The following is a 23784-nucleotide window of genomic DNA, read 5'->3' on the forward strand; positions in this document are numbered from 1 at the left end:
TAAGCGGTTAAATTAAGCTGGATAGATAAACTTCTTAAAAGGTATTTTAAGAAATATGAGCAATTTAATCGCGGTGTTCAATAAATACTTCGAGGTTGTCCCTGCAAAAACAGCTGATCTTAAGAACCAATTTTTCCATTTGCGTTATCAAGTTTATTCCCAAGAACTTCAATTATCAGATTTTGAGTCTTGGCGTTACCCAGACGGCCACGAGACTGATAAATACGACAAGCGGTCAGTATATTCCCTTTTACGTCACCGGCGGACTAAACAAATAGTGGGGGGACTGCGCCTCGTATTATGCGATTCCGTTGATCCACTTCAACCCTTTCCTATCGAGGAGCATGCTGGGCACTACTTTGATGCTCAATTGATTGAGCCTAGCAAATTGCCGCGCCGTAATATTGCTGAAGTTTCTCGTTTGATGATAGCAAAAAATTTCCGCTGTCGTGGAAAAGAAGTGCTTTATGCTCATGGAATGGATGATTCCAGCTTCGAGGATAGATCACATACTCGGCGGCAATTTCCTCATCCGATACTAGGTCTTTTAGTAGCATTGGTGCAAACCTCCTCAGAGTATGGTATCACCCACTGGTACGCGATTATGGAACCAGCGCTTAATCGCCTTCTAGGACGGTTTGGTTTCGACCTAGAGCCGATAGGTCCAGAGGTTGATTATTATGGTATCCGGCAACCGTGCTTACAAAATATAGACAGCGTATTAGCGCGAGTGTTCCAAAAAAACCGAGATATTTGGGAGTTAGTCACTGAATCAGGGAGAAAAGAAGGAATAGCCGAATCCGTAAGAGGAGGCGGTTAAGTAATACCCGAAGCACAGCTTCCAATTAGACTAAGGTGGAAGTTTGCCTTACGCACAAAGGGACTGCGATCTTACAACACGAATAATTATGCGCTTGTCTACTGTGCATCCTTGGAAGTGCCAGGTTGTTATTCGCTCTATATTTATAGCATTCATTTTTTTTTCTGTAATACAAGAAGTCAACGCCCAGCAAGTTGTCGTCAATTCAGATGTTCCAGAAACGAACTTGACTCGGGGCGCCCTTCGCGCAATTTTTAGCATGCGCCTGCGAACTTGGCCTGACGGATCGCTGATCAAAGTGTTTGTGCTGAGCGATAACTCTCCGTTACATATACAATTTTCGAAAAAAATTCTCAATATTTTCCCTTACCAGCTTCGTAGAACATGGGACCGGCTAGTTTATTCAGGTACCGGGCAAGCTCCTATTGAAGTTAACTCCATTAAAGAAATGGGCAGCAGGGTAGCTTCTACGTCGGGCGCTATTGGTTATTTACCCACTGAAAATTCGAATTCCCAGGTGCGTACGGTAAATATAGTACGGGTGAAATAGCAACGTGATTAAAGGAGCTAGAAAACCATGGTATAAGAAGAGAGCATTTAGTGCCATGCTGCTATTGCTGGTAAATCCGTTACAGGCTGAATGGAAACTTCCCGACTCTTTTCAGATTCATGGTTTTGCCTCGCAAGCATTCATATTGAGTACAGACAATAATTTTTTTGGCGGCAGTAAGGATAACGGGACATTTGATTTCAGAGAATTGGGGATTAATGCTTCTTGGAGGATTTTGCCCAGGCTTCAGGTTGCGGCTCAGGGGGTTGCACGCTGGGCTGGCGAGAATGACGAAGGCAGCCCAAGGTTAGACTACGGCTTGGTTGACTATGCTTTCGTGAGTAATGCTAAGAACACTTGGGGCCTGCGGCTTGGCCGTGTAATTAATCCTATTGGTTTTTATAATGATACCCGCGACGTGGCTTTTACTCGGCCAAGTATTTTTCTACCCCAATCCATTTACTTTGATCGTACCAGAGATGTAGCACTGTCGGCGGATGGCGGCCAAGTTTATGGTGAACAGCGTACCAGCATAGGAGATTTTATCCTCCAGTTCAATATCGCAAAACCAAGGGTTGGTACACGGGAAGAGCGGGCTTTACTCAGCCATGACTTCCCTGGTCAACTTAAAGGAGATACATCTGTATTTGGGCGTCTCTTGTATGAGAAGGATGGGGGAGGTATTCGGTTGGGTTTTTCCTCCTTCTGGGCTAATTTTGATTTTGACTCTGCGTTGTCCACAGACTCGATTTCTTCGGGATCAATCGAGTTTTCTCCTTTGATATTTTCAGGCCAATATAATGGGGAGCGGTTGAGTCTGACAAGCGAGGTTGCTCTAAGACATTTTAGCTATTCTGATTTTGGACCTCGTATTCCAGATACCGATTTCACTGGCCTGAGCTGGTATTTTCAAGCCACCTATCGTTTTACACCCCGCTGGTCAGCTGTCGCCCGTTTTGATAGTCTTTGTACCGAGCTTGGTGATTGTAACGGAGAAGATTTTGCTGCTAAAACCGGACAACCTGCACATCGCCGGTTTGCAGATGATTGGATGGTAGGCCTACGTTGGGATGTGACCTCTTCCATCATGGTGAGAACAGAGTTCCACCATATTAGGGGTACTGCTTGGATAACCACTGAAGATAATCCAAATATTAATGATCTCCACGAGGACTGGAATATGTTCTCCCTTCTGGTTTCATTTCGTTTCTAGAGATTTTTTCCGCTTAATTTTACCCCTCTATACGTATAAACACTTATTTACTGCCTTCGCTCTTAAGTCTAATCTGTGTATGAGTGATATTCATTTGGTGCGATATAGCGCTGGCGAATATTCTCTCCATATTTACAGCAGGTAAATAGATTCTCCGTAGGTGTACCTTATATAAGGTAGCTATCCGACGGTTTAGGCAGCATAGGGATGTGCTGCCAATTTTTAGCTTCCGCTCCTCACTGTCTTCTTTTCCATCCTTTACTGACTCATTGGTTATTTTATTAAGTTTTTGATTCAGTATTGGAATATTTACACTATTTTGATGGGCAAAATGCCAATTGTATTGGATCTAAATCGGTTCACTCCATGAGAGCTAAACTCGGCAGCGTAGCTGTACCGTCCCTTTTTTCTACTAACGCCAGCCATAAAATAAAACCCTGCAATGGGTGTGTGGTTAGCTAAGAGAGTAATATGCTTCATAATTGTTATTTAGTGCCCTAATAAGCGTTAAAAATAAATTATGGAGAGTATAAAGATGCTAACCAATGATCAAAGCAAGTACGATTTTGCTACGCTGGCAGTGCGAGCGGGGCAGCAACGTACTGGTGAGGGTGAACATGCCGAGCCTATATTTCCTACTTCCAGCTTTGTGTTTGAAAGTGCTACAGAAGCTGCTGCTTGTTTCGCAGGAGAAATAGCAGGAAATATTTATTCCCGATTTACTAACCCTACGGTCCGGACTTTTGAGCAACGCCTTGCAGCTTTAGAAGGGGGTGAGCGTTGCGTGGCGACTTCATCGGGGATGGCGGCTATCCTTGCGACTTGTATGGCGCTGTTGAAGGCAGGAGATCATATCGTTTCCTCGGAGAATATTTTTGGAACGACGCGGGTTCTCTTCAATAAATATCTGGCCCGCTTTGGCGTAGAGACCACCTTTGTTCCTCTCATTCAGTTGGAAGCCTGGGAAAACGCCTTGCGTCCCAATACTCGCTTACTATTTCTGGAAACGCCTTCCAACCCTCTGAATGAAATAGCAGATATCGTTCAACTATCCAGTCTGGCGCAGGCCCATGGTTGCTTATTAGTGGTGGATAATTGTTTTTGTACTCCTGCTTTGCAGCGCCCTTTCGAGCTAGGGGCGGATCTTGTTATTCACTCTGCCACCAAGTACCTCGATGGCCAAGGGCGGTGCGTGGGGGGCGCCGTAGTGGGTGATGGGCAACGGGTAGGAGAGGAAATCTTTGGCTTTTTGCGTACTGCGGGTCCAACAATGAGTCCCTTCAATGCCTGGGTTTTTCTTAAAGGTTTAGAAACCTTGCAATTGCGGATGGAAGCGCTGAGTCGACAGGCTCAGGCTTTGGCCGAATGGTTGGAAGCGGAGCCAAAAGTTTCAAGGGTATATTATGCAGGTTTGCCTTCCCATCCTCAACACACGCTGGCCTCGAAGCAACAGTCGGGCTTTGGTGGCCTGGTCGCATTCGAGCTAAAAGGAGGGAAGGCGGCCGCCTGGAAACTTATCGATTCTCTCAAGTTTATCTCTATTACTGCTAATCTTGGGGATGTGAAAACCACCATTACTCACCCGGCTACCACGACCCATGGTCGTTTAACGGAGGAGGAGCGATTGGCAGCAGGTATCAGCGATGGTTTGGTACGAATCTCCGTGGGTTTAGAGTCCCTTGAGGATATTAAAAAAGATTTACAGCGGGGTTTGGATAGGATGGCCCAAGGTTGAAAATATCCTTGTTGAATGTCGCGGCGATTTTGAAAGGAGCCTAAACATGAAAAGTTATCGTAAGGAACTTTGGTTCAATGTGCCTAACCGCCGGGGGTTCGTCAATATGACCCCCCAGGTGGAGGAGTGTCTGGGCGAAAGCGGCGTAAGGGAAGGTTTAGTGCTTGTTAATGCAATGCATATCACCGCCAGCGTTTTTATTAACGATGACGAGCCTGGATTACACCATGATTATGAGGAGTGGCTAGAGAAGCTTGCACCCCATGAGCCTATCCGGCAGTACCGGCACAATGATACCGGAGAAGATAATGCCGATGGCCACATGAAACGCCAAATCATGGGCCGGGAAGTCGTGGTTGCCGTGACCGAGGGGCGCTTGGACTTCGGACCTTGGGAGCAGATTTTTTATGGTGAGTTTGATGGTCGCCGGCGTAAACGGGTTTTGGTCAAGATTATCGGAGAATAGGCTTTTTCTGGGTTTCTCTCAAATCCTCCAAAATATCGTTTATGTGGTTGATGAGCAGAGAAAAATGACCTTCATTAGGGAGATAATGGGCCTGGACGGTGGGTAGTATTTTTGCCAGGTACCGGGCATGGGAGAGGGGTACCGTTGCATCGGCTTCCCCCTGCCATAGCTGAATGTTTAAATTAATTTCTTTTAGCAGGAATCCCCAAGGGTGAGCATAGAGCTTAAAATCTAAAAGCGCGCCTTTGGGACCATTGCGAAAGGCTTCTTGTATGGACACCAAGTGAAATCTTTTCATATCGTGGCGTTTTAGCGCTTGGCTGTCTGCCTCTGGGGCGGAAATGGTTAATAAAGATTGGGTTAGCCGGGGGAACCAGCACAACGCTCGGGCAATGATTCCTCCATAGATAAAGGGTAAGAGCCAGGATGCACGTTTAGCTAAGCCGAATCCCAAGCGAGCGGGCCATTTCATCTCACGGGCTGCCCAAGGTTCATATACTGGCCCGAGGCCATTAACGATGCTAACTCCCCGAAGGCAAGAAGGGATTCTCCAGGCGCAGGCAAGAGCATAGGGGCCACCTCCTGACATTCCCAAAAGGGAAAAAGAAGAAATACCTAGGATATAAGCGAGTTCAGCCACATCATCAGGCCAATCAAGAATGCGCCGTTTGGGCTTGAAATCCGATAATCCATAGCCTGGGCGATCGATAGCAATAATACGCCAGCGATTTTTTCTTGCCGGCGCATCAATGATTTTGGCTTCCAGCCGGGAGGCCGGAAAACCATGGCAATAAAAGAGAGGCTCGCCTTGAAGATCACCGTATTCGGCATAGCCGAGACGGCGGCCGTCCTTGAGTATCACGTGTTGATTGCTGAGATGAGTCATTATTAACTATTACTGTTCTTAATGTAAGTTTTTGATTCGAAATATTCTACCGCTTGTAACGTCTGAGTGGACAGAGACTTGTCAGATGGCTTCCCGGTACGTAGAATTAACCTTAATTGCGGGTGTAGTTCAATGGTAGAACCTCAGCTTCCCAAGCTGATGACGTGGGTTCGATTCCCATCACCCGCTCCAGAAGTTAAAGGCTTACGGGAAATCCAAGCGCATTTTTTTCCTTGCTTTTTGTTACACTTCTCCGCCGAGCCCTATAGTTCCTTGGATAACAGACGAAGTAATTCTCACGCAAAGGATCTAAGGCAGGGGGATCGGCTGATACCATGAATGCTATAAACTGTATCTGGGCATTGACTAGATATAGTCTCCTAGGGACAATATTAATTGTAGGTGTTGCCTGTTCTTCTGGCGGCTCTCCCGAGCTATCGAAGTTACCTCCTAATGGAATTATCCTAGCTTTTGGGGACAGCCTTACCTATGGTACGGGGGCAGGGGGTTCCCAATATAGCTACCCGAGCATTCTTGCAGAAAAGATAGATAGGCAAGTCATCAATGAGGGTGTGCCTGGAGAGTTAAGCGGGGAAGGCGTGGCTCGCCTATCCCAGATGTTGGATCAATACCAACCCCACCTTGTCATATTATGCCATGGAGGAAATGATCTCCTGCGTCAACGGACTGATAGCCAAATCGCGGTTAATCTCCGGGAGATGGTGGAACTTGTTCAGGAACGAGGCATTGAAATTGTCCTATTGGCGGTGCCCCGGCCTGCGCTACTTTTTATGGAACCCGCCGGTTTTTACGCTGAGATTGCAGGGGAATATCAAATTCCCATCGATAGTGAAACGCTTTTAAATTTGGAGAAAAATCCTGCTGTTAAGTCTGATCAAATTCATCTTAACCGCGAAGGTTACCGCCTGTTAGCGGAAGCGGTTTTCCGTTTGCTGCGCAGCTCGGGCGCCCTTTAATTCATGGTGAAGTCGCTCAATCTCCGATGGTTTACCGGTTTCATACTGGCAGGCTATCTGGTATTGGGGGTTCTAGGCCCGCTCCAGGGGGCGGCGGGCGATGATCCGGAGTTGCTGCCGGGCAGGACGCTGTTAGAAGAACTTGAGGGCCTATCTGCAGAGCACGGTATCCTTATCGAAGGTCTGGAGAAAACAAGCACCGCTCCAGCTCGTTTCGCCCACGGCTCACTACGGGAGCAGTTGCGGCAGCTGCTTTTTGATTTTAATTATGTTTTAGTGCAATCTCCTGGGGGGGGCATTGAAAAAATATTTATTCTGAATCAGAAAAAGGCAGCTCCAGAACCACCAGAATATCCAGAACGTATCGTCTTGAATACCCTACGAAACGGCGATCATCATGTTGTCCAGGTCCTTCTCCAAGGGCCGAGCCGGGCTACCATAGAAGTGTCTTTGTTAGTTGACACCGGCGCCTCCTTGGTGGTGCTTCCTACCTCCATGCTCTCTGAATTGGGATTTTCCCCTGACGAGCTTGAAAGTCAGGAAATAGCGACCGCTAATGGCCGGATTCATGCAAAAATTGGCCAACTGGACTCTTTCCAAATAGGTTCAGAACGGATGCATGCTGTTAACGCGGCTTTTATAGAAGATAGCCTCCTTGGTTCTAATGGCCTTTTAGGCATGAATGTCCTGGGCCGTTACCTCGTGACCATTGACGACCAACAGAATCTGATTACCTTAATCAGGCAGCGTTGAGAGAGCAGGAGAGGTGCTGCATGGTGGGTTGTGACGTGTTTCCATCTCCCCTGGCTGGCTAGGACTTTCAGGATTTGCAAATCAAAAGGAGAAAAGATGCTTGCCCCTGTAGAAAAGCCCTATGGCGCTTGGCTATCCCCCATTACCGCTGATCTCATTGTCTCGGAAACAATTGGCCTAGGCCAGATAGCACTATCCGGGGACGCCGTTTACTGGGTGGAAATGCGCCCCACGGAAGGGGGGCGGAATGTAATCCTAGGCCGCACCAGGGACGGAGAAGTCAAAGAAATTAATCCCGCTCCTTATAATGCTAGAACCCGAGTCCATGAGTATGGCGGCGGGGCTTATCTAGTGGCTGGGGATTCGGTGTTTTTTTCCCATTTTGAAGATCAAAGGCTGTATCGGTGTCGGATAGATGATTCAATTGAGCCGCTTACTCTGGAAGGAGATTATCGTTACGCCGATGCGATTTTTGATCGATTCCGCAATCGTCTTGTCTGCGTTCGTGAAGACCATACGGATAAGACTCGGGAGCCCGTCAATACGCTGGTCAGTATCCCCCTCGACGGTAATAAGCGGATTTCCGTGTTGGCCTCGGGGGCGGATTTTTATGCTTCACCCCGCCTCAGCCCCGATGGAAGCCAGCTCGCCTGGCTGACTTGGAACCATCCCAATATGCCTTGGGATGGTACGGATCTCTGGCTGGCCCCGGTAGAGACAGCGGGCTCCTTGGGAGAGAGCAAACACATTGCGGGCGCAGCGGATGAGTCTATTTTTCAGCCCGAGTGGTCCCCTACAGGCACTTTGTATTTTATTTCTGACCGTACTGGATGGTGGAATCTTTATCGCTGGCGGGAACAGCAAATAGAATCGGTTACTCGGATGGAGGTTGAATTTGGCGTACCCCAATGGGTTTTTGGCCTATCCACTTATGCCTTTGAATCGGCGGAGCGTATCGTCTGCGCCTATAGCAGGGACGGCGTAAGCCATTTAGCAATTATTGATGCCGCCAGTGGCGTTTTGGAGGAATTAGAGACTCCTTATACGGAAATAGGATCTTTGCGGGCGCAGGCCGGATATGCCGTATTTATTGCCGCCTCGCCTACGGAATTTCCTGCTGTTGTCCAGCTTGACTTAGCGACCAGAGAAGTGGAAGTGCTGCGTCGGGCCAGCGAGATGAGCATTGATTCCGGGTATCTTTCCATTCCCGAAGCTATTCAGTTCCCAACCACGGCGGGCGCTCTGTCCCATGCTTTCTTCTATCCTCCGAAAAATAAGGATTTTACCGGCTTGCCAGGGGAGCGGCCTCCCTTATTGGTAATCAGCCATGGGGGTCCTACCGCGGCTACGAATAACGTCCTGAGTTTAAAGATTCAATACTGGACTAGCCGGGGCATTGCCGTGCTTGATGTGAATTATCGGGGCAGTAGCCACTATGGACGGGAATACCGCCAGCAATTGAAGGGGCAGTGGGGATGCGCCGATGTGGAGGATTGCGTCAACGGGGCCTTGTATTTAGCGCAGCGGGGAGAGGTAGATCGGGAGCGTCTTGCCATTCGGGGAAGCAGCGCGGGTGGTTTTACCACCTTGGCGGCCTTGACTTTTCATGAGGTATTTAAGGCCGGGGCGAGCTATTATGGCGTCAGCGATCTGGCGGCGCTGGCAAAAGAAACCCATAAGTTCGAGTCCCGTTACCTCGATCACTTGATTGGACCCTACCCGGAACGGGCTGATCTGTACGCGGCCCGCTCGCCAATTCACGCCGTTGATAAACTCTCCTGTCCCGTTATCTTTTTTCAGGGCCTGGAAGATAAGATTGTGCCGCCTGAGCAAGCCGAGCAAATGGTGGAAGCACTACGCGAGAAAGGGGTGCCCGTGGCCTATGTTCCCTTTGAAGGCGAGCAACATGGCTTCCGGCGAGCGGAAAATATCAAACGGGCGCTGGGGGCCGAGCTTTATTTTTACGCCCAGATTTTTGGCTTTGACTTGGCGGAACGGATTGAACCGGTAGCGATTGAAAATCTTTAATCAATTCCAGTCTAGTAAAACCTTGCCCTATGAGAGATGATGGGTAAAGGGATACTTCTCGCCCGCCAGTAAAAACAGGCTAGCCTGTCTGTGGCTAGCCCTATCTCCATTCCCTATTTGCCATTAAGCCGATGGTTTGATTTATTGAGCGCCTTCGTCCTATGGTGGTTCCACAAGTAGTGCCCGAGTAGCTGTGCTGGTTTATCAACCGGCCCGTTTCCCAGAATTTTCTGCAAAGCCGGGCGACCGGGTCGGCCCATGAGAATGATCGGCAAACAGACCCTAGAAGAGCTGGAAATACCGATCCCTAGCATGGAAAGACAGCATCGTATTATCGCGCTGAATCAACTTGCGACGGAAGAGCAGCGTTTGCTGAGTCTGCTTTTAGGGAAGGGGAAACAGCTTGTCAATTACCAGTTATCCATGATCATGGATCAATTATAGTGGTCAACCCTCGTTTATCCCGTCAAGGATATTCCGATAGGCACTTAAGAAATATCTACAAGCAAGCAGGATGGAAGTGGAGGAAGTAAAATGTTGTACCCAGTTTACATTCACGCAGGAGACGAGAATCATTATCATGGCGTTACTTTCCCTGATTTTCCCGGATGTTTTTCCGGGGCTGGCACATGGGAAGACTTGCCGGTCAATATTCAAGAAGCCGTGGAAGTCCATTTTGAGGGCAAGGATATGGAGATACCCGAGCCTACGCCCTTGGAAAAACTCATCGCAAATCCTGAATACCAGGAAGGGGCATGGATGATGGCTGATATTGACCTTGGGCGCATCCGCTCTAAGTTCGTACGCATCAATATTTCATTACCGGATTATCTTGTTCGCCGCATTGATGAATACACGAAAGGCCAACACCTCAGCCGCTCGGGTTTTATTGCGAAAGCAGTAGAACTGCTAATGCAGGATAGCAAGCGTTAGTGCGTGACTAAAGAGACCAACCATGAGCAAAATCCAACAAAAAGATATCAATAATGCCGCCTGGGCCGCCTGTGATACTTTCCGGGGCGTGGTGGACCCGGCCCAATATAAAGATTACATCCTGGTGATGCTGTTCGTGAAATACATCTCCGATGTCTGGCGGGATCACTACCAGGAATACCATCGGCACTATGGCGACGACGATGCCCGCATCCGTCGTAAGCTGGCCCGTGAACGGTTTGTATTGCCCTCCGTAGAAATCACTGAAAACCGCCAAAATGAAAAGACGGGCAAGGAGGCAACAATCGTTGTGGATTCTTTTATGGCGGATTTTTACTCCCTTTACGAGCGCCGCATGGCGCCGACTCCGCCCGTATCGAGTGGTGCAATACCCTCACCTCACCGGCGCTAGTGGAAAACGACCGGCTGATGAAATTCGACAATGTGGTCGCCAACCCGCCCTTTTCCCTGGATAAATGGGGCGCGGATGAGGCCGAAGGGGATATCTACAACCGCTTCTGGCGTGGTCTGCCGCCCAAATCCAAGGGGGACTATGCTTTTATCAGCCATATGATTGAAGCGGCGGTGGCAAAAAAAGGCCGGGTGGCGGTGGTGGCGCCCCATGGGGTGCTGTTCCGGGGCGCTGCCGAAGGCCGCATTCGCCGGAAGCTAATCGAGGACAATTTGCTGGATGCGGTCATTGGCTTGCCCGGCAACCTGTTCCCTACCACCAATATCCCAGTAGCCATTCTGATTTTTGACTGTTCGCGGGAGAAAGGCGGCGTTAATGAAGCACGCAAGGAGGTGTTCTTTATCGACGCCAGCAATGAATACCAGTCGGGCAAAAATCAGAATACCCTGGGGGATGCGCATATCCATCGTATTATTCAAGTTTATAACGAATTCCGCGATTCATTGATCAATGATCAGTGGTCAATAATTAATGAGAAGTTCGCCCATGTGGCCGGCTTTGAGGAAATCAAGGAAAACGATTTTAATCTGAATATCCCCCGTTATGTGGATACCTTCGAGGAAGAGGAGGAAATTGATATTCAGGCGGTACAGCGGGAGATTGAGCAGTTAGAAGCGGAATTGGCGGAAGTGCGGGGTAAGATGGATCGCCTGTTGAAGGATATGGTGGTATGAGAAGTAGGCAAATTTCATTACATCCCCTTCATAGGGAGATATTGCCGAGAGGATGGAAACTTTTGCCTGTTGGCAAGGCTCTCATTGATTCTCAGTACGGTACTAATGCCGCTTCTGTAGATGCAGGTAACACTCCAGTGGTGGGAATGAAAGACATTCAAGCAGGAAAAGTGCTTACATCTAATCTAGTTCGAGCCAATCTTTCTGATAAAGAAAGAGCTAAGTACCTGCTAGAAAAAGGTGATATTTTAATCAATAGAACCAATAGCTTTGACCTTGTTGGCAAAGTTGGGATTTATGATTCTGATATTGAGGCAGCGTTTGCATCTTATTTGGTCCGTCTAAAAGCGGATCTTTCGCAGGTAATGCCTGAATATTTGAATTATTGGCTAAATGGGCATGTTGCACAAACAACAATCAAACGTATTGCTACAAAAGCCATTAGCCAAGCGAACGTTAACCCTACTGAGTTTAAAAAGCATTGCTATATACCTTTACCTTCTATTGGGGAACAGCGTGAGGCGGTCTCCGTTTTGAAGACGAATGATAGGGTGATTGAAAAAATAGAACGCCTGATTGCTGCTAAGCAGAAGCGGTTTAAAAGCTTAATTCAGCAGCTCATTAATAAGAATTGTGAGTTATGGCCGCATTTCAAAGCACGCGACTTATTTAGAAATATTTCTATTAAGGGATATGGTAATGAAAAATTACTTTCTGTCACACAAGATTGCGGTGTATTGCCGCGGACGATGTTGGAAGGACGTGTCATGTCGCCCGAGGGAAGCACAGATAACTACAAATTAGTAGTGCCCGGGAATTTTGTTATCAGTCTGCGCTCGTTCCAAGGGGGGCTTGAGTACTCTAAATATAAAGGCATCGTGAGTCCAGCATATACCATTCTTTTTCCTAAAAAGGAAATACATGATGATTTTTATCGACACTTTTTTAAATCATATATTTTCATAGAAAAATATTTGGTAATTGCAGTCGTTGGTATACGTGATGGGAAACAAATTAGTTCTAGCGACTTTGAATCAGTCAAGATTCCGTATCCTCCAGTCCAAGAACAGCGATATATAGCTGAAATACTAAATACGGCTACTGAAGAGATTAAAAAATTTAAACAGCTAGCCAAAAAATACCGCACCCAAAAACGCGGCCTAATGCAGAAATTATTAACAGGCAAATGGCAGGTCAATGCTGCCAAGGAAGTAGCTTGATGCAATTCGAAGTCTATTGCGATGAAACCATGCCTGATCTGTTCACTTCCTCGAAACGTCGTGGTCGCTACCTCATGATCGGTAGTATCTGGATTCCTGCTAAATTGCGAAATGAAGTGAAAGAAAAAATCTGGGTATTGCGGAAGACTCATAACACCTGGGGAGAGATTAAATGGACAAAGGTCTCATCTGCGCGGTTACCATTTTATTTTGATGTAATTGACCTGTTCGAAAGTTATGGCATGGACCTGCGTTTTCGCTGCATTGCCGTTGATAGCGAGCAGGTTGATATGCACTGGCATGATAATGATGAGGAGCTTGGTTTTTACAAGTTCTATTACCAAATGCTGCATCATTGGATTCTAGACTTCAATGAATACCGGATATTTTGTGATACTAAAACTAATCGTGACCCGGCTCGCCTTGCAATGCTTAAACGTTGTTTGGATGCTGCAAACATCTCTTCGCGGATCTCTTCGATTCAGGCATTGCCATCGCGGCATCTTGTTCTCATGCAGATGTGCGATTTGTTGTTAGGTGCCGCAAGCAGTCGCATGAACAAGACATTGAAGCCGTCCAGCGCTAAAGAAGCTGTCGTGAAACGTCTGGAAAGTCACTTGGATTTGGATGCTGAACAGATTTGCCCCACCTATCGTAGTGCAAGGAAATTCAATGTATTTCAGATTCGACTCCAGGGGGGGTGGTAATGGCGTTACCCTGGCTGGTTCACTATGTAACTGAATCAGAATATCGGGATCACTACAAGCGCATCTACAGCCGTGGAACTATTCATGCATTTGATGGTATCCGGATATATTTTCAGTCACGGCGATTTGAGCACGCCTTCTATGAAGGTCAGGGAAAAAACCGCTTCTCACCCATCCGCGCTCAACGTATCGATTGGATCAAGGCAACGCTGGAACATCCGGCTGCTGATCTTTATCAGGGGTGGGACAAGAAAAATAAGGTCTATGTTTCACACAGACGGGTTAGTGTGGTGTATGAGGATTTTGTTGTTGTAGTGGAGTTGGGGCTAAAGAGCGGTAGCAACTTGAAGGGGAATTTCATTACTTGCTACCAAGCCGAGAACAGTATCAATAAGATAAGAACATCACCCATTTGGAATAGGAATATCTGCACGGCAATGCTGAAGGGTAGAAATGGTCGCTGATTTGCTACGCTGGCTCAGCAGACCGAAGCCTCGATTGATTCAAAGCCGTTGGGCAGTGAATTCACCGAGTATTTTAACTTCAACAGAAAATAAGTCAATACTATTGACTTATTTGGATACCAATCAGATTCAGGTGGCCTCCCTAGCCGCCTACTGCGAGGAGGATCTCTGATGTCTTCGGAAAATTATCCTGCCAGTACGATCAATGATCAATATTCACTGACCAATGAAACGCCTGGTTTTCGCTTTAACGAAAAACACCTCTCCCAGATCTCGGCCCTCCAGCAACTTATCAACCTGGGCTATCAGTATCTAATGCCGGAGCAAGCCCTGGCGGAGCGGGGTGGGCGCACCAACAACGTCCTCCTGGAAGGGATTCTACGCGGGCAACTAAAAAAGATGAACCGCATCCGCTACAAAGGCGGTGAGTATCTATTCAGCGAGGAAAACATCCAGACGGCCCTCCAGAGAATTAAGCATGTCCCATACGATGGCTTGCAAAAAACCAACGAGGCGATTTATGACCTGCTGACCCTGGGCACGGCGCTGAAGCAGACCATCGAGGGGGATTCCAAGAGTTTTACCTTGAACTACATTGACTGGAAAAGAACGGAGAACAATGTTTTTCACGTGACGGCGGAATTTCCCGTCGAGCGCGCCCGGAGTACCGAGACGGTCCGTCCGGATATCGTGTTGTTTGTGAACGGTATTCCCTTGGCCGTCATCGAATGCAAATCACCCCGGATCGAGGTAGAGAGGGCGACGACTATATTCCCAAGCTGTTCACCTATGTTCAGTTGGTGATGGGAGTTAACAAAAATGCGGCCCAATATGCCACCGCCGGCACCGCCAAGAAGTTCTGGTGCGGGTGGAAGGAATCCTTTACCCGGGACCAGTTATCATTGCTCAGGGGCTCGATTAATACCCCCCTATCAGAGCGGGACCAGCGGGCCGTGGCAAAAACATTGATCAATGATCAATGGCCGATGGTTAATGGAACGCGAAGCATAACCGCCCAAGACAAAGCGATTTACAGCCTGTGTCGCCCGGAGCGGCTGCTGGATCTCGCCTACCGGTTCACCCTTTTTGATGGTGGCATCAAGAAAATCGCCCGTTATCAGCAGTTTTTCGTCGTTCGAGCCACGATAAAGCGGGTGCAGCAGAAAGACGGGGAGGGCCGGCGCCAAGGGGGCATTCATTTGGCATACCCAGGGTTCGGGCAAGTCCTTGACCATGGTATGGCTGGCCCGCGCCCTGGCCTTGGACGCGGAGATTGCCCAGCCTCGGATTATTCTGGTCACCGACCGGGATGATCTGGATAAGCAGCTAGGCAATACCTTTACCGCCTGCGGGCTGAGCAGGGAGCGGGCCACCTCCGGCCAAAATCTGTTAAAGCACCTCAAAAATCAGGTCGGCATTATCACCACCCTGATACACAAATTCGACAAGGGCTGGATCGCCGAGAAGTTCGTGGATAAATCAGGGGATATTTTCGTGCTCGTTGACGAAAGCCACCGGACTAATTTTGGTTTCTTGGCGGCGCGGATGCGGCAGATGTTGCCCCATGCCTGTTACCTGGGTTTCACCGGCACCCCCCTGTTGAAAAAAGAAAAAAATAACTTCGCCAAGTTTGGCGGGCTGATTGAGCCCCATTATTCCATCCGGCAGGCCGTGGCGGATCGGGCCGTGGTGCCCCTGCTCTATGAAGGGCGGCATGTGGAAATGGAGCAAAACAAAGCGGCGATTGATCTTTGGTTTGAGCGCCATACGGCGGATCTCAGCAAGGAGCAGCGGGCGGACCTGAAAAAGAAATACGCCCGGGCGGAAATGTTGAACAAAGCCGATCAGGTGATCTATATGCGGGCCTTTGATATCAGCGAGCATTTCCGGGCCAACTGGCAAGGCACCGGCTTTAAGGTCCAGTTGGTGGCCCCCGGCAAAGCCGCCGCCCTGAAATACCACGGATTTCTGAAGGACATTGGCATCGCGTCCTCGGAAGTGGTGATCTCCCCCCCGGATAGCCGCGAGGGACACGATGAGGTGGACGAGGGGCCTGCCGATGAGGTGGGCCGGTTCTGGGGCAAGATGATGAAGCGTTTTGGCTCGGAGGAGGCGTATACCCAGCAAATCATTAACCAGTTCAAATACGGGGAGGAGCCTGAAATTCTCATCGTGGTGGATAAGCTTCTGACCGGCTTTGACGCTCCGCGCAACACGGTGCTTTATTTGTGCCGGACCCTGAGAGAACATACCCTGCTCCAGGCCATCGCCCGGGTAAACCGGCTCCATGAAGGGAAAGCATTTGGTTACATCGTGGATTACGCCAATGTCCTGGGGGAGTTGGATAAGGCGTTGACCCTCTATGACGCTCTTGAGGGCTATGATGAGGCGGATCTGGCGGGGGCATTGATTTCCATTAATGAGGAGGTTTTCAGGTTGCCCCAGCGCCATTCCGATCTATGGGATCTCTTCAAGGCAGTGAAAACCCAGCACGATGAAGAAGCATTCGAGATCTTGCTGGCCGACGAAGCGATCCGGGAGGAGTTCTACGAGCGGCTTTCCGCCTACGGCAAAACCCTGGCCATCGCCCTTTCTAGCGAGCAGTTCATCATGGGAGTCGAGGAGGGGAAACTGAAGCGTTACAAGGAGGATTTGAAGCGTTTCCAAAATCTCAAAGGGGCGGTGAAACTCCGCTACGCTGAAGCTATCGACTATCGGGACTATGAGCCCCGGATCAAAAAATTGCTGGATATTCATATTCAGGCCAACGAGGTCACGCGGCTCAATGGGCCGGTGAATATCTTCGATGGCAAGACGTTCAATTTAATCAAGGAGGAGCGGGGCGTCTATCAAGGCAAAACGACCGCCGCCAAGGCGGACACCATTATGCCCACGCCACCAAGCGGGTGATCTCGGAGAAGATGGAGGAAGATCCGGCCTTCTATGAGAAATTTTCCAAGTTGATTCAGCAAGCCATTGACGATTTTAAAGCCCGCAGAATAAACGATCTGGAATATCTCAACCAAGTCACCGGTATTCGGAACAAAGTCGCCACCAAGCAACATGATGAGGTGCCGGAGCAGATTCGCGGTAACGAGGAAGCCTGTGCCTACTATGGGGTAGTTAGCCCTTTCTTCATGGCTTATGACCTTAAGCCAGATCAGCGAGAGGCCATTGTCGCGGAAACCTCCCTGGCGATACAGGAAATCATCCATCGCCATTGGAAAGTGGATTTCTGGAATGATGCCGATGCCCAGAAGGCTGCCATGAACGACATCGACGATTTTTTGTATGATCAGGTAAAAGACCAATATGGCCTCTCCCTCAGTTTGGCGCAGATGGATGACATCATCGAGAAAACGGTGCAAATCGCCCGGCGCCGGAGGCATTAATCATGTCGAGGCGGGCTCGTGTGCTCAGTTATGGCGGAGAAAAAATACCCTATGAACTGCGCTACGCAAAGAGAAAATCCCTTGAGATTGCCGTGCATCCGGATCGGACCGTGACGGTCAAGGCGCCGGAGGGGACCGATCTAGATATTATTGAGGCGCGTGTCAGGAAGCGCGCCCGCTGGCCGGGTACTGCTGAAAAACGGTTACTTTTATGTTAATACGACTGATTTTGCTTCAGGGCATATCGCCAAGCTCATGGATGAATGGTATCGGGAAAGAGCGGCCCACTATTTCGCCAAGGTGTTTGCGGAATGCTGGGAAAAATTTAAAAAAAACGGGTTTTCCAAGCCCGTGATTAAAATCATGACAATGAAAAAACGTTGGGGAAGCTTGAGCCCCAATGGAACGTTGACCTTGAATCCCGCACTCATCAAGACGCCGAAGGCATGCATTGAATATGTCGTGATGCATGAGCTTTGCCATTTGCAGCACCACCATCATGGTCCAGAATTCTATCAACTCCTTGATCGCTCACTACCCGATTGGATGAAAAGAAAGCATAAACTGGAAATGGCTTTGGCTTGATGGCTACGGTCCAGTATTCTGAAAATTGTCGTTTAAAAATTTCTGCAAGAAATCGCTACGTCAGCTAGAGAGTTAAAATGAAAGCCGCAGCGAGGCAAAACAGTCGATTACAAAATCTTATTTTTCTTACCACCCATTGCTTAAAAATTTTTTTATTGATTGCGTAAGCAGCTTCATATTGCGCCTGCATAGATGGGGGCAAAATTGATAATTTATTGGATATTTACCTTTTCCATTCCTTTACTATACTTAAATTGTACTCACTTAGAATGATGTGAACTTGATCTCATCAAATGATGGTATTGGATTTTAGGCAATGGATAAGGGGTAGCTGATTAGGTCACCGTCTATAAGGTTAATCTTGATAAGTCTCTCTTATAACAGGCTAGGTTACGGCTTACTTTGCAGTATGCCCCCTACTGCTTTTTTAAATAGCTAAAAAGCAATCAACCTTACATTTCAATTTATTATACAGAATTTCAGTAGCCTGGCTACGCAAAGGAATAGTTATGAGTAAATCTTCCAAAAAAGGTGCCACCCTTGGTCAAGGTGGAGAGCTTCACCAGCAAACGGTTAATACCGAGGAAACCCTGACTACCCAACAAGGGGTTCCCGTTGCCGATGATCAAAATTCCTTGCGGGCGGGTCCACGGGGGCCAACGCTCCTGGAAGATCAGGTAATGCGTGAAAAAATCTTTCATTTCGATCACGAACGCATTCCAGAGCGAGTGGTGCATGCCCGGGGTTACGGCGCCCATGGTTATTTTGAAACGTATGAGAGTCTTACCGATTTAACTTGCGCGGATATTTTCCAGAGAAAAGGAGAGAAAACGCCTGTTTTTGTGCGTTTTTCCACGGTCGCCGGTAACAAAGGTTCCGCCGATCTCCCCCGAGATGTACGCGGTTTTGCTGTTAAATTCTACACCAAGGAAGGCAACTGGGATTTGGTAGGCAACAATATTCCCGTTTTTTTTATCCAGGACGCTATTAAATTTCCCGATTTAGTTCACGCCGCCAAACAAGAACCCGACCGGGGTTTTCCTCAGGCGCAGACTGCCCATGATAACTTCTGGGATTTTATATCCCTTACGCCCGAAAGCATGAACATGATTATGTGGACCATGTCGGATCGGGCCATACCCCGCTCATTCCGTTTTATGGAAGGTTTTGGCGTTCACACCTTTCGCTTTGTCAATGGAGGAGGAAAATCGACCTTCGTAAAGTTTCATTGGAAACCCAAGCAAGGCTTGCAGTCCGTTGTGTGGAATGAGGCGTTAAAAATCAATGGTGCCGATCCCGATTTCCATCGCCGCGATTTATGGGATGCCATCACCATGGGTGATTATCCGGAGTGGGAACTGGGCCTTCAAATTTTTGACGAAACTTTCGCTGAAAAATTTGACTTTGATGTGCTGGACGCTACCAAAATTATCCCGGAGGAAGAAATACCCGTGAAGGTGGTAGGCCGCTTGGTGTTGGATCGGGTGGTGGATAACTTTTTTGCGGAAACGGAGCAAGTTGCATTTTGTACTCAAAATATTGTTCCTGGCATCGATCACTCGGACGATCCTTTACTTCAGGGGCGTAATTTTTCCTACCTGGATACCCAGCTCAAACGTTTGGGAAGCCCGAATTTTACCCATATTCCCGTTAATGCGCCTAAATGCCCCATGCATCATTTTCAACAGGATGGCCATATGGCGATACATAATCCTAAAGGGCGAGCGAATTATGAGCCGAATAGCTGGGGCAAAGAAGGCGGACCCCGGGAAAACCCGGCCAAGGGGTTTGTCAGCTATGGCGCTTCCGTGAATGGGCCAAAAACCAGGGTTCGTTCAGAAACATTTGCGGATCATTATAGCCAGGCCCGGCAATTTTATATCAGCCAAACCCCCATCGAGCAGAAGCATATTGGTGATGCGCTCATGTTTGAGCTAAGTAAAGTGGAGCGGGAGGAAATTCGGGAGCGGGTAGTCTCCCACTTGCTCAATATTGACGATGAACTAGCCAAGAGAGTGGCCCGGGGGCTAGGGCTTGATAAACTTCCTAAACCCGCCGATGCGGCTAAGCCTACGCAAAAAAATCTACCAGCTTCCGATAAACTCAGCATTATTAAAAATGGCCCGAAAAACTTTAAGGGACGTAAAATCGGTATATTAATGACCGATGGCGCGGCTGCGGATATTTTTTCTGAAATGGAAAAAGTAGCTAAATCAGAGGGTGCCCTTATTGAAGTCGTTGCCCCTCAAATTGGTGGCGTAAAGAATAGCAAAGGTAAAAAAATCAGCGCGGGACAAAAAATTGATGGTGGCCCTTCCGTACTCTATGATGCAGTAGTTATTTTAACCTCTAAGGAGGGTGCGGAAAATCTTGCCGGGTTCCCTCCGGCTAAGGATTTTGTCAGCGATGCCTTCGCTCATTGTAAATTCATAGGTTTTGTCAAAGACGCAAAAATGCTTTTGGAAGCGGCTGGCATTGCCGAAAAAGTGGATGAAGGCTGTGTCCTCATCGAGGATAAAAAGTCTGCGAATAACTTCATTAAGCGGTGCAGGGAAGTGCGGTTTTGGGAAAGAGAAAAAAACTTTTCCTAGCAGCGGTAATGGGATCATAATAAAAGCCTTTTTTGGAGTAGGAAACGCCAATTCCAGAACAAATATCCGTTGATTCGGGTATTTAAAATTCGCGTAAATGCTTGCCCAGTCGGGTGGGAATATAAGAGAGGAAGATATGAAGATATTATGAACGCCCCACCCGAACATCCAGCTCAAATCTCCGGAGACCACGGTAGTTGTCAAACCCTTTCCCGGCGCCGGTTTATGACCGTGAGTGTCGCCAGTTTTGGCCTGGTGGGTCTGGGAGTCATTAGCTTGGCGGGGGAGGGCCGGGCAACGGAAATAGAGAAGCCTTTCAATAGGGAAAGGGCGACCCAATGGATGCGGCGCGCGATTGAACTGAGCAGAAAAGCCATGGAACTGGGCGATGGTTTTCCCTTTGGCTCGGTGATCGCCAAGGAGGGGGAAATCGTTGGTGAAGGGTGGAATCGATCCTGGGTCAACAGGGACCCGTCCGCCCATGCAGAAATCGAAGCGATCCGTGATGCCTGCAAGCGACTGGATACACTAAGCCTAGAGGGTTGCGATGTCTACGCCAGCGCCCAGCCGTGCCCCATGTGTATTGCCGCCATCTACTGGGCGGGCGCGGATCGGATATTCTTTGGTAACAACGACCGAGACATTGCCGCCCTCGATCCAAATCTCGATGCCACCTTCATCTATCAGGCTTTGACTAAGCCAGCAGAACGACGTCCGGTGACGGAACGGGAGTTATTACGTGAGGAAGCGATGGAGGTCTTTCGTGATTATGCCGCCATTAAAAAACAGTCCACCTAGCGTGGATTCTATGGACAGCGTTAAATTACCGGCTTAGCGATGGAGGCCCCGTCATTCATCTACCTGATTTGTTTTATAGTAATTGCGGGGAAATTCCACAACAAATCTTGTCCCCTGGCCTACCTCAGAGTCGAGGGAAATGCCTGCATCCAATAGATCGCATAGCCGCTTTACAATAGTCAAACCGATTCCTTCGCCAGCGTATGCATGATCCGGATTAATACTAGAAGATGAGTGATCCACGCTAACGCCAAGCGCGGAGTCAGGGTGATTCAGCTCCTGGGCCACTGGCGAGCCAAGCACTGCCTGTATTCCCGGCCCCGTATCGCTAACATCCATTAGCCATCGTTCAGATTCTAGCCTCCAGGACATATGAACCTCACCGCTAGAGGTATGTTTCAAAGCATTAATCAACAGATTTTGAGCGATACGCCGGACTTTTTCTGGATCGGTTCGCACCCACATTTCCGCGGGACCCTCGGTGCTTAACCGTAAGTCTTTTTGTAGGGCTACTGCCCGGTATTCTGCCGCTAGTTGCTGAAGCACATCGGTAATGTTAACCGAAAGTAGCTTAACTTCGTCCGCGCCTGATTCCAACCGGGATAGTTCAAGCAGCGAGTCCAGCATCTCTTTTACTGAATTTATACCCGCATTGAGAATGTCTAGTATGTGAGTAAAGGACTCATGGGGTTTTTTAGTAATATTGAGGATAGCCGAGGCGCCTTCAATAGCCGACAATCCTCCCCGTATATCGTGTGTTGCTTCCCGTAACAATTTGCCCCGAGCCTCGGTCAATCGCTCAAATTGAGCTCTTGCTAGTTCTAGATCTTGGGTCAGGGCTGCCGCTTCGGCCTGGCGAAGGCCGTCAAAACGCCGTACGCTGTGACTGGTTGCTTCGATCATGAAATCCGCCATCCGCTCCAAGGCTTTGATCCTATCGGCGGTGGCATGGGGGTAGTGGACTTGAAAGAAGGTTTCGATGGTAGTGATCAGCACCTGATTCAAGTGACCCCAGTCCCTAATCAGTTCCTTGAGACTGAAGCCCTGCTTCCAGCGGTGATGCCCATGTTTGGCAACCTCGCATTTTACCCTCCCTGAGGAGGCTGGTTTATTTTCGCACTTCAATATTCGGCATAATTCATCCATGGCGGCGGGGATATTATTGCGGAATTCAGTATAGGTAAGTTTGGCCGCCGCGCCCAGCGCCGCATCCTCCTTGCAGGCTTCCATCCATCGCTTGAAGATCGTTTTTTGCTCGCTATTCAAGTAGCGGCTTAACTCTGAAAGAATGTGGTCCATTTAAAAGCCCATGGTTGTAAAGGCGCGGAAATAATGTATCCATTCACGCCGATAGCTTTTTCTATTTTTGGAGGAAAATTTTAAAACCAGGATTATCCTATAAAAAGGAAGTGTCTTACAGTAAACGTCGCAAGCAGTCCAAATAGGTTTCTTCCGAGGGGGGGCTCCCACTACTTTGGGCTTGCCAGAGCATTTGGGCCAAGCATTCCATCATCCGATGCTCGGCTTGGTGGAGATCGGGGGAGCGGGCGACAAGCATTTGGTAGGTTTTCCGAATGCCGGGAGGACGATCCACCTGAATTTGCTCCTGAAGCGAGATATGTAAGGCCATGTGTAAAAAAGGATTTTCTTGTCCATTTTGACTAGAAAACTCTTGTTGTAAGGACTCCTCGTGGTCGAGGAAAGGATGATATTCTGGGTGCTGATCAATGACTTTTTCCATCAGCGCCTCCAGGGGAGAGAGGGGTTCTTTCGCCCGCTGTTTTTTCCGTACTTCCAGGAAGACTTGCCGCATCTGTTGCCGATCTTGACTATACATGGCTGCTTAGCTCGCTGTTTTTTTTAATCCACGGGATTTTTCCTTTGCTATCTTTGAATAATAGTCACACAAATCGTTGATCAAACATTCCTGGCAGCGGGGATTGCGGGCGGTGCATACGTAGCGGCCATGGAGAATGAGCCAGTGATGGGCGTCGTGCAGAAATTCATCGGGGACCACGCGGGTTAGGGTATCCTCCACTTGGCGCGGTGTTTTACCGGAGGCCAGGCCGATGCGGTTAGCCACCCGGAAAATGTGGGTGTCCACGGCAATGGTGGGTTGGCCAAAAGCGGTGTTAAGCATGACATTCGCGGTTTTTCGTCCCACTCCGGCTAGGGCTTCTAAGGCAACCCGATCACTAGGCACTTGGCCACCATGCTGTTCGAGTAAAAGACGACACGTTTGGAGAATATTTTTGGCTTTGCTGTTAAACAGGCCAATAGTTTTAATGTAATGCTTTAAGCCTTCTTCTCCCAGATCCAGAATCGCTTGGGGAGTATTAGCTACTGGAAAAAGCTGAGCGGTGGCCTTATTGACCCCTTTATCGGTGGCTTGGGCGGACAAGATGACCGCAATAAGGAGTTCAAAGGGAGTTTGGTGCTTCAACTCCGTAGTAGGTTTGGGATTGGCCGCCTGAAAGCGGGAGAATATTTCCTGGATTTCTGCGTTTTTTTTCATGCTGG

27 protein-coding genes and 1 tRNA gene are annotated in these 23784 nt (G+C 48.6%); 24 read left to right on the plus strand and 4 right to left on the minus strand.

The window, feature by feature from the left end; all coding sequences use genetic code 11:
- Nucleotides 1-55 precede the first annotated feature (55 nt).
- The 5 genes from NOC_RS06265 to NOC_RS06285 all read left to right on the plus strand — a co-directional run bounded on the left by NOC_RS06265 (nucleotide 56) and on the right by NOC_RS06285 (nucleotide 4784).
- Nucleotides 56-820: a PEP-CTERM/exosortase system-associated acyltransferase gene (locus NOC_RS06265; protein WP_002811160.1), complete on the plus strand. Its 765-nt coding sequence runs from the start codon at nucleotides 56-58 to the stop codon at nucleotides 818-820.
- Between the two features lie 88 nt (nucleotides 821-908).
- The gene (locus tag NOC_RS18590) at nucleotides 909-1370 is read left to right on the plus strand and encodes a substrate-binding domain-containing protein (protein ID WP_002808837.1); all 462 of its coding nucleotides are present in this window, start codon (nucleotides 909-911) and stop codon (nucleotides 1368-1370) included.
- A gap of 55 nt (nucleotides 1371-1425) precedes the next feature.
- On the plus strand, nucleotides 1426-2583 hold the full coding sequence (locus tag NOC_RS06275; RefSeq protein WP_002810044.1) for a hypothetical protein: 1158 nt from the start codon (nucleotides 1426-1428) through the stop codon (nucleotides 2581-2583).
- Between the two features lie 535 nt (nucleotides 2584-3118).
- On the plus strand, nucleotides 3119-4318 hold the full coding sequence (locus tag NOC_RS06280; protein WP_011330574.1) for an O-succinylhomoserine sulfhydrylase: 1200 nt from the start codon (nucleotides 3119-3121) through the stop codon (nucleotides 4316-4318).
- A 46-nt stretch (nucleotides 4319-4364) separates the two neighbouring features.
- Nucleotides 4365-4784 (plus strand): secondary thiamine-phosphate synthase enzyme YjbQ, encoded by a 420-nt coding sequence (locus NOC_RS06285; protein ID WP_002811607.1) that lies wholly within the window; start codon nucleotides 4365-4367, stop codon nucleotides 4782-4784.
- On the opposite strand, the gene NOC_RS06290 is transcribed toward NOC_RS06285, so the two are convergent.
- Nucleotides 4771-5670: an alpha/beta fold hydrolase gene (locus NOC_RS06290; protein ID WP_002809405.1), complete on the minus strand. Its 900-nt coding sequence runs from the start codon at nucleotides 5668-5670 to the stop codon at nucleotides 4771-4773. The genes NOC_RS06285 and NOC_RS06290 overlap by 14 nt on opposite strands.
- Before the next feature lie 118 nt (nucleotides 5671-5788).
- Here NOC_RS06290 and NOC_RS06295 point away from each other — a divergent pair.
- The 19 genes from NOC_RS06295 (at nucleotide 5789) to NOC_RS06370 (ending at nucleotide 21264) form a co-directional block, all read left to right on the plus strand.
- Nucleotides 5789-5862: transfer RNA gene (locus NOC_RS06295), tRNA-Gly, on the plus strand.
- 143 nt (nucleotides 5863-6005) lie between these two features.
- Nucleotides 6006-6647 carry an arylesterase gene (locus tag NOC_RS06300; protein WP_002809554.1) on the plus strand — a complete coding sequence of 214 codons (642 nt, stop codon included), beginning with the start codon at nucleotides 6006-6008 and terminating at the stop codon, nucleotides 6645-6647.
- A gap of 3 nt (nucleotides 6648-6650) precedes the next feature.
- On the plus strand, nucleotides 6651-7400 hold the full coding sequence (locus NOC_RS06305) for a retropepsin-like aspartic protease family protein (protein WP_011330575.1): 750 nt from the start codon (nucleotides 6651-6653) through the stop codon (nucleotides 7398-7400).
- Nucleotides 7401-7496: 96 nt separating this feature from the next.
- Complete coding sequence (locus NOC_RS06310; protein WP_002810141.1) at nucleotides 7497-9428, plus strand: S9 family peptidase; 1932 nt, start codon at nucleotides 7497-7499, stop codon at nucleotides 9426-9428.
- A gap of 258 nt (nucleotides 9429-9686) precedes the next feature.
- Nucleotides 9687-9872: a hypothetical protein gene (locus NOC_RS06315; RefSeq protein ID WP_147094472.1), complete on the plus strand. Its 186-nt coding sequence runs from the start codon at nucleotides 9687-9689 to the stop codon at nucleotides 9870-9872.
- 90 nt (nucleotides 9873-9962) lie between these two features.
- On the plus strand, nucleotides 9963-10361 hold the full coding sequence (locus NOC_RS06320) for a type II toxin-antitoxin system HicB family antitoxin (protein WP_011330576.1): 399 nt from the start codon (nucleotides 9963-9965) through the stop codon (nucleotides 10359-10361).
- Nucleotides 10362-10383: 22 nt separating this feature from the next.
- A complete protein-coding gene (locus tag NOC_RS06325) occupies nucleotides 10384-10773 on the plus strand; it encodes a type I restriction-modification system subunit M N-terminal domain-containing protein (protein WP_002811204.1) in 390 nt (129 codons plus the stop codon).
- Complete coding sequence (locus NOC_RS06330) at nucleotides 10773-11507, plus strand: N-6 DNA methylase (protein WP_002809240.1); 735 nt, start codon at nucleotides 10773-10775, stop codon at nucleotides 11505-11507. Before NOC_RS06325 ends, NOC_RS06330 begins: the two co-directional genes overlap by 1 nt.
- Entirely contained in the window at nucleotides 11504-12727 is a 1224-nt protein-coding gene (locus NOC_RS06335) for a restriction endonuclease subunit S (protein ID WP_002810568.1), read from the plus strand. Before NOC_RS06330 ends, NOC_RS06335 begins: the two co-directional genes overlap by 4 nt.
- Nucleotides 12727-13434: a DUF3800 domain-containing protein gene (locus tag NOC_RS06340; RefSeq protein WP_002810254.1), complete on the plus strand. Its 708-nt coding sequence runs from the start codon at nucleotides 12727-12729 to the stop codon at nucleotides 13432-13434. Before NOC_RS06335 ends, NOC_RS06340 begins: the two co-directional genes overlap by 1 nt.
- Nucleotides 13434-13898 (plus strand): hypothetical protein, encoded by a 465-nt coding sequence (locus NOC_RS06345; RefSeq protein WP_036497265.1) that lies wholly within the window; start codon nucleotides 13434-13436, stop codon nucleotides 13896-13898. Before NOC_RS06340 ends, NOC_RS06345 begins: the two co-directional genes overlap by 1 nt.
- 171 nt (nucleotides 13899-14069) lie before the next feature.
- Nucleotides 14070-14702 carry a type I restriction endonuclease gene (locus NOC_RS18095; RefSeq protein ID WP_002810575.1) on the plus strand — a complete coding sequence of 211 codons (633 nt, stop codon included), beginning with the start codon at nucleotides 14070-14072 and terminating at the stop codon, nucleotides 14700-14702.
- Nucleotides 14702-15211, plus strand: a complete 510-nt coding sequence (locus tag NOC_RS18100) for a hypothetical protein (RefSeq protein WP_244860079.1) — start codon at nucleotides 14702-14704, stop codon at nucleotides 15209-15211. Before NOC_RS18095 ends, NOC_RS18100 begins: the two co-directional genes overlap by 1 nt.
- Entirely contained in the window at nucleotides 15132-16808 is a 1677-nt protein-coding gene (locus tag NOC_RS18105; protein WP_002810832.1) for a type I restriction endonuclease subunit R, read from the plus strand. The genes NOC_RS18100 and NOC_RS18105 overlap by 80 nt, the downstream gene beginning before the upstream one ends.
- Nucleotides 16805-17290 (plus strand): hypothetical protein, encoded by a 486-nt coding sequence (locus NOC_RS18110; RefSeq protein WP_244860081.1) that lies wholly within the window; start codon nucleotides 16805-16807, stop codon nucleotides 17288-17290. The genes NOC_RS18105 and NOC_RS18110 overlap by 4 nt, the downstream gene beginning before the upstream one ends.
- Before the next feature lie 2 nt (nucleotides 17291-17292).
- Nucleotides 17293-17508 carry a hypothetical protein gene (locus NOC_RS17870; protein ID WP_197538948.1) on the plus strand — a complete coding sequence of 72 codons (216 nt, stop codon included), beginning with the start codon at nucleotides 17293-17295 and terminating at the stop codon, nucleotides 17506-17508.
- Nucleotides 17450-17875 (plus strand): M48 family metallopeptidase, encoded by a 426-nt coding sequence (locus tag NOC_RS06360; protein WP_011330579.1) that lies wholly within the window; start codon nucleotides 17450-17452, stop codon nucleotides 17873-17875. The genes NOC_RS17870 and NOC_RS06360 overlap by 59 nt, the downstream gene beginning before the upstream one ends.
- A gap of 509 nt (nucleotides 17876-18384) precedes the next feature.
- Complete coding sequence (locus tag NOC_RS06365) at nucleotides 18385-20466, plus strand: catalase (protein WP_002810082.1); 2082 nt, start codon at nucleotides 18385-18387, stop codon at nucleotides 20464-20466.
- Between the two features lie 147 nt (nucleotides 20467-20613).
- Nucleotides 20614-21264 (plus strand): nucleoside deaminase, encoded by a 651-nt coding sequence (locus tag NOC_RS06370; RefSeq protein WP_244860083.1) that lies wholly within the window; start codon nucleotides 20614-20616, stop codon nucleotides 21262-21264.
- A gap of 51 nt (nucleotides 21265-21315) precedes the next feature.
- On the opposite strand, the gene NOC_RS06375 is transcribed toward NOC_RS06370, so the two are convergent.
- The 3 genes from NOC_RS06375 to nth form a co-directional block, all read right to left on the minus strand.
- On the minus strand, nucleotides 21316-22563 hold the full coding sequence (locus NOC_RS06375) for a sensor histidine kinase (RefSeq protein WP_002810224.1): 1248 nt from the start codon (nucleotides 22561-22563) through the stop codon (nucleotides 21316-21318).
- 115 nt (nucleotides 22564-22678) lie between these two features.
- Nucleotides 22679-23101, minus strand: a complete 423-nt coding sequence (locus NOC_RS06380; RefSeq protein ID WP_002811125.1) for a DUF1841 family protein — start codon at nucleotides 23099-23101, stop codon at nucleotides 22679-22681.
- Between the two features lie 6 nt (nucleotides 23102-23107).
- Entirely contained in the window at nucleotides 23108-23779 is a 672-nt protein-coding gene (gene nth, locus NOC_RS06385) for an endonuclease III (RefSeq protein WP_002808724.1), read from the minus strand.
- Nucleotides 23780-23784 lie beyond the last annotated feature (5 nt).

This window comes from Nitrosococcus oceani ATCC 19707 (assembly GCF_000012805.1).
In the GTDB taxonomy this organism is placed as follows: Bacteria; Pseudomonadota; Gammaproteobacteria; order Nitrosococcales; family Nitrosococcaceae; genus Nitrosococcus; species Nitrosococcus oceani.

Excerpts from the sequence above, each read along its gene's own strand:
- NOC_RS06265 (WP_002811160.1), top strand. The coding sequence starts at position 56 with ATGAGCAATTTAATCGCGGTGTTCAATAAATACTTCGAGGTTGTCCCT.
- NOC_RS18590 (WP_002808837.1), top strand. The coding sequence starts at position 909 with ATGCGCTTGTCTACTGTGCATCCTTGGAAGTGCCAGGTTGTTATTCGC.
- NOC_RS06275 (WP_002810044.1), top strand. The coding sequence starts at position 1,426 with ATGCTGCTATTGCTGGTAAATCCGTTACAGGCTGAATGGAAACTTCCC.
- NOC_RS06280 (WP_011330574.1), top strand. The coding sequence starts at position 3,119 with ATGCTAACCAATGATCAAAGCAAGTACGATTTTGCTACGCTGGCAGTG.
- NOC_RS06285 (WP_002811607.1), top strand. The coding sequence starts at position 4,365 with ATGAAAAGTTATCGTAAGGAACTTTGGTTCAATGTGCCTAACCGCCGG.
- NOC_RS06290 (WP_002809405.1), bottom strand. The coding sequence starts at position 5,670 with ATGACTCATCTCAGCAATCAACACGTGATACTCAAGGACGGCCGCCGT.
- NOC_RS06300 (WP_002809554.1), top strand. The coding sequence starts at position 6,006 with ATGAATGCTATAAACTGTATCTGGGCATTGACTAGATATAGTCTCCTA.
- NOC_RS06305 (WP_011330575.1), top strand. The coding sequence starts at position 6,651 with ATGGTGAAGTCGCTCAATCTCCGATGGTTTACCGGTTTCATACTGGCA.
- NOC_RS06310 (WP_002810141.1), top strand. The coding sequence starts at position 7,497 with ATGCTTGCCCCTGTAGAAAAGCCCTATGGCGCTTGGCTATCCCCCATT.
- NOC_RS06315 (WP_147094472.1), top strand. The coding sequence starts at position 9,687 with ATGAGAATGATCGGCAAACAGACCCTAGAAGAGCTGGAAATACCGATC.
- NOC_RS06320 (WP_011330576.1), top strand. The coding sequence starts at position 9,963 with ATGTTGTACCCAGTTTACATTCACGCAGGAGACGAGAATCATTATCAT.
- NOC_RS06325 (WP_002811204.1), top strand. The coding sequence starts at position 10,384 with ATGAGCAAAATCCAACAAAAAGATATCAATAATGCCGCCTGGGCCGCC.
- NOC_RS06335 (WP_002810568.1), top strand. The coding sequence starts at position 11,504 with ATGAGAAGTAGGCAAATTTCATTACATCCCCTTCATAGGGAGATATTG.
- NOC_RS06340 (WP_002810254.1), top strand. The coding sequence starts at position 12,727 with ATGCAATTCGAAGTCTATTGCGATGAAACCATGCCTGATCTGTTCACT.
- NOC_RS06345 (WP_036497265.1), top strand. The coding sequence starts at position 13,434 with ATGGCGTTACCCTGGCTGGTTCACTATGTAACTGAATCAGAATATCGG.
- NOC_RS18095 (WP_002810575.1), top strand. The coding sequence starts at position 14,070 with ATGTCTTCGGAAAATTATCCTGCCAGTACGATCAATGATCAATATTCA.
- NOC_RS18100 (WP_244860079.1), top strand. The coding sequence starts at position 14,702 with ATGGGAGTTAACAAAAATGCGGCCCAATATGCCACCGCCGGCACCGCC.
- NOC_RS18105 (WP_002810832.1), top strand. The coding sequence starts at position 15,132 with ATGGTATGGCTGGCCCGCGCCCTGGCCTTGGACGCGGAGATTGCCCAG.
- NOC_RS17870 (WP_197538948.1), top strand. The coding sequence starts at position 17,293 with ATGTCGAGGCGGGCTCGTGTGCTCAGTTATGGCGGAGAAAAAATACCC.
- NOC_RS06365 (WP_002810082.1), top strand. The coding sequence starts at position 18,385 with ATGAGTAAATCTTCCAAAAAAGGTGCCACCCTTGGTCAAGGTGGAGAG.
- NOC_RS06370 (WP_244860083.1), top strand. The coding sequence starts at position 20,614 with ATGAACGCCCCACCCGAACATCCAGCTCAAATCTCCGGAGACCACGGT.
- NOC_RS06375 (WP_002810224.1), bottom strand. The coding sequence starts at position 22,563 with ATGGACCACATTCTTTCAGAGTTAAGCCGCTACTTGAATAGCGAGCAA.
- NOC_RS06380 (WP_002811125.1), bottom strand. The coding sequence starts at position 23,101 with ATGTATAGTCAAGATCGGCAACAGATGCGGCAAGTCTTCCTGGAAGTA.
- nth (WP_002808724.1), bottom strand. The coding sequence starts at position 23,779 with ATGAAAAAAAACGCAGAAATCCAGGAAATATTCTCCCGCTTTCAGGCG.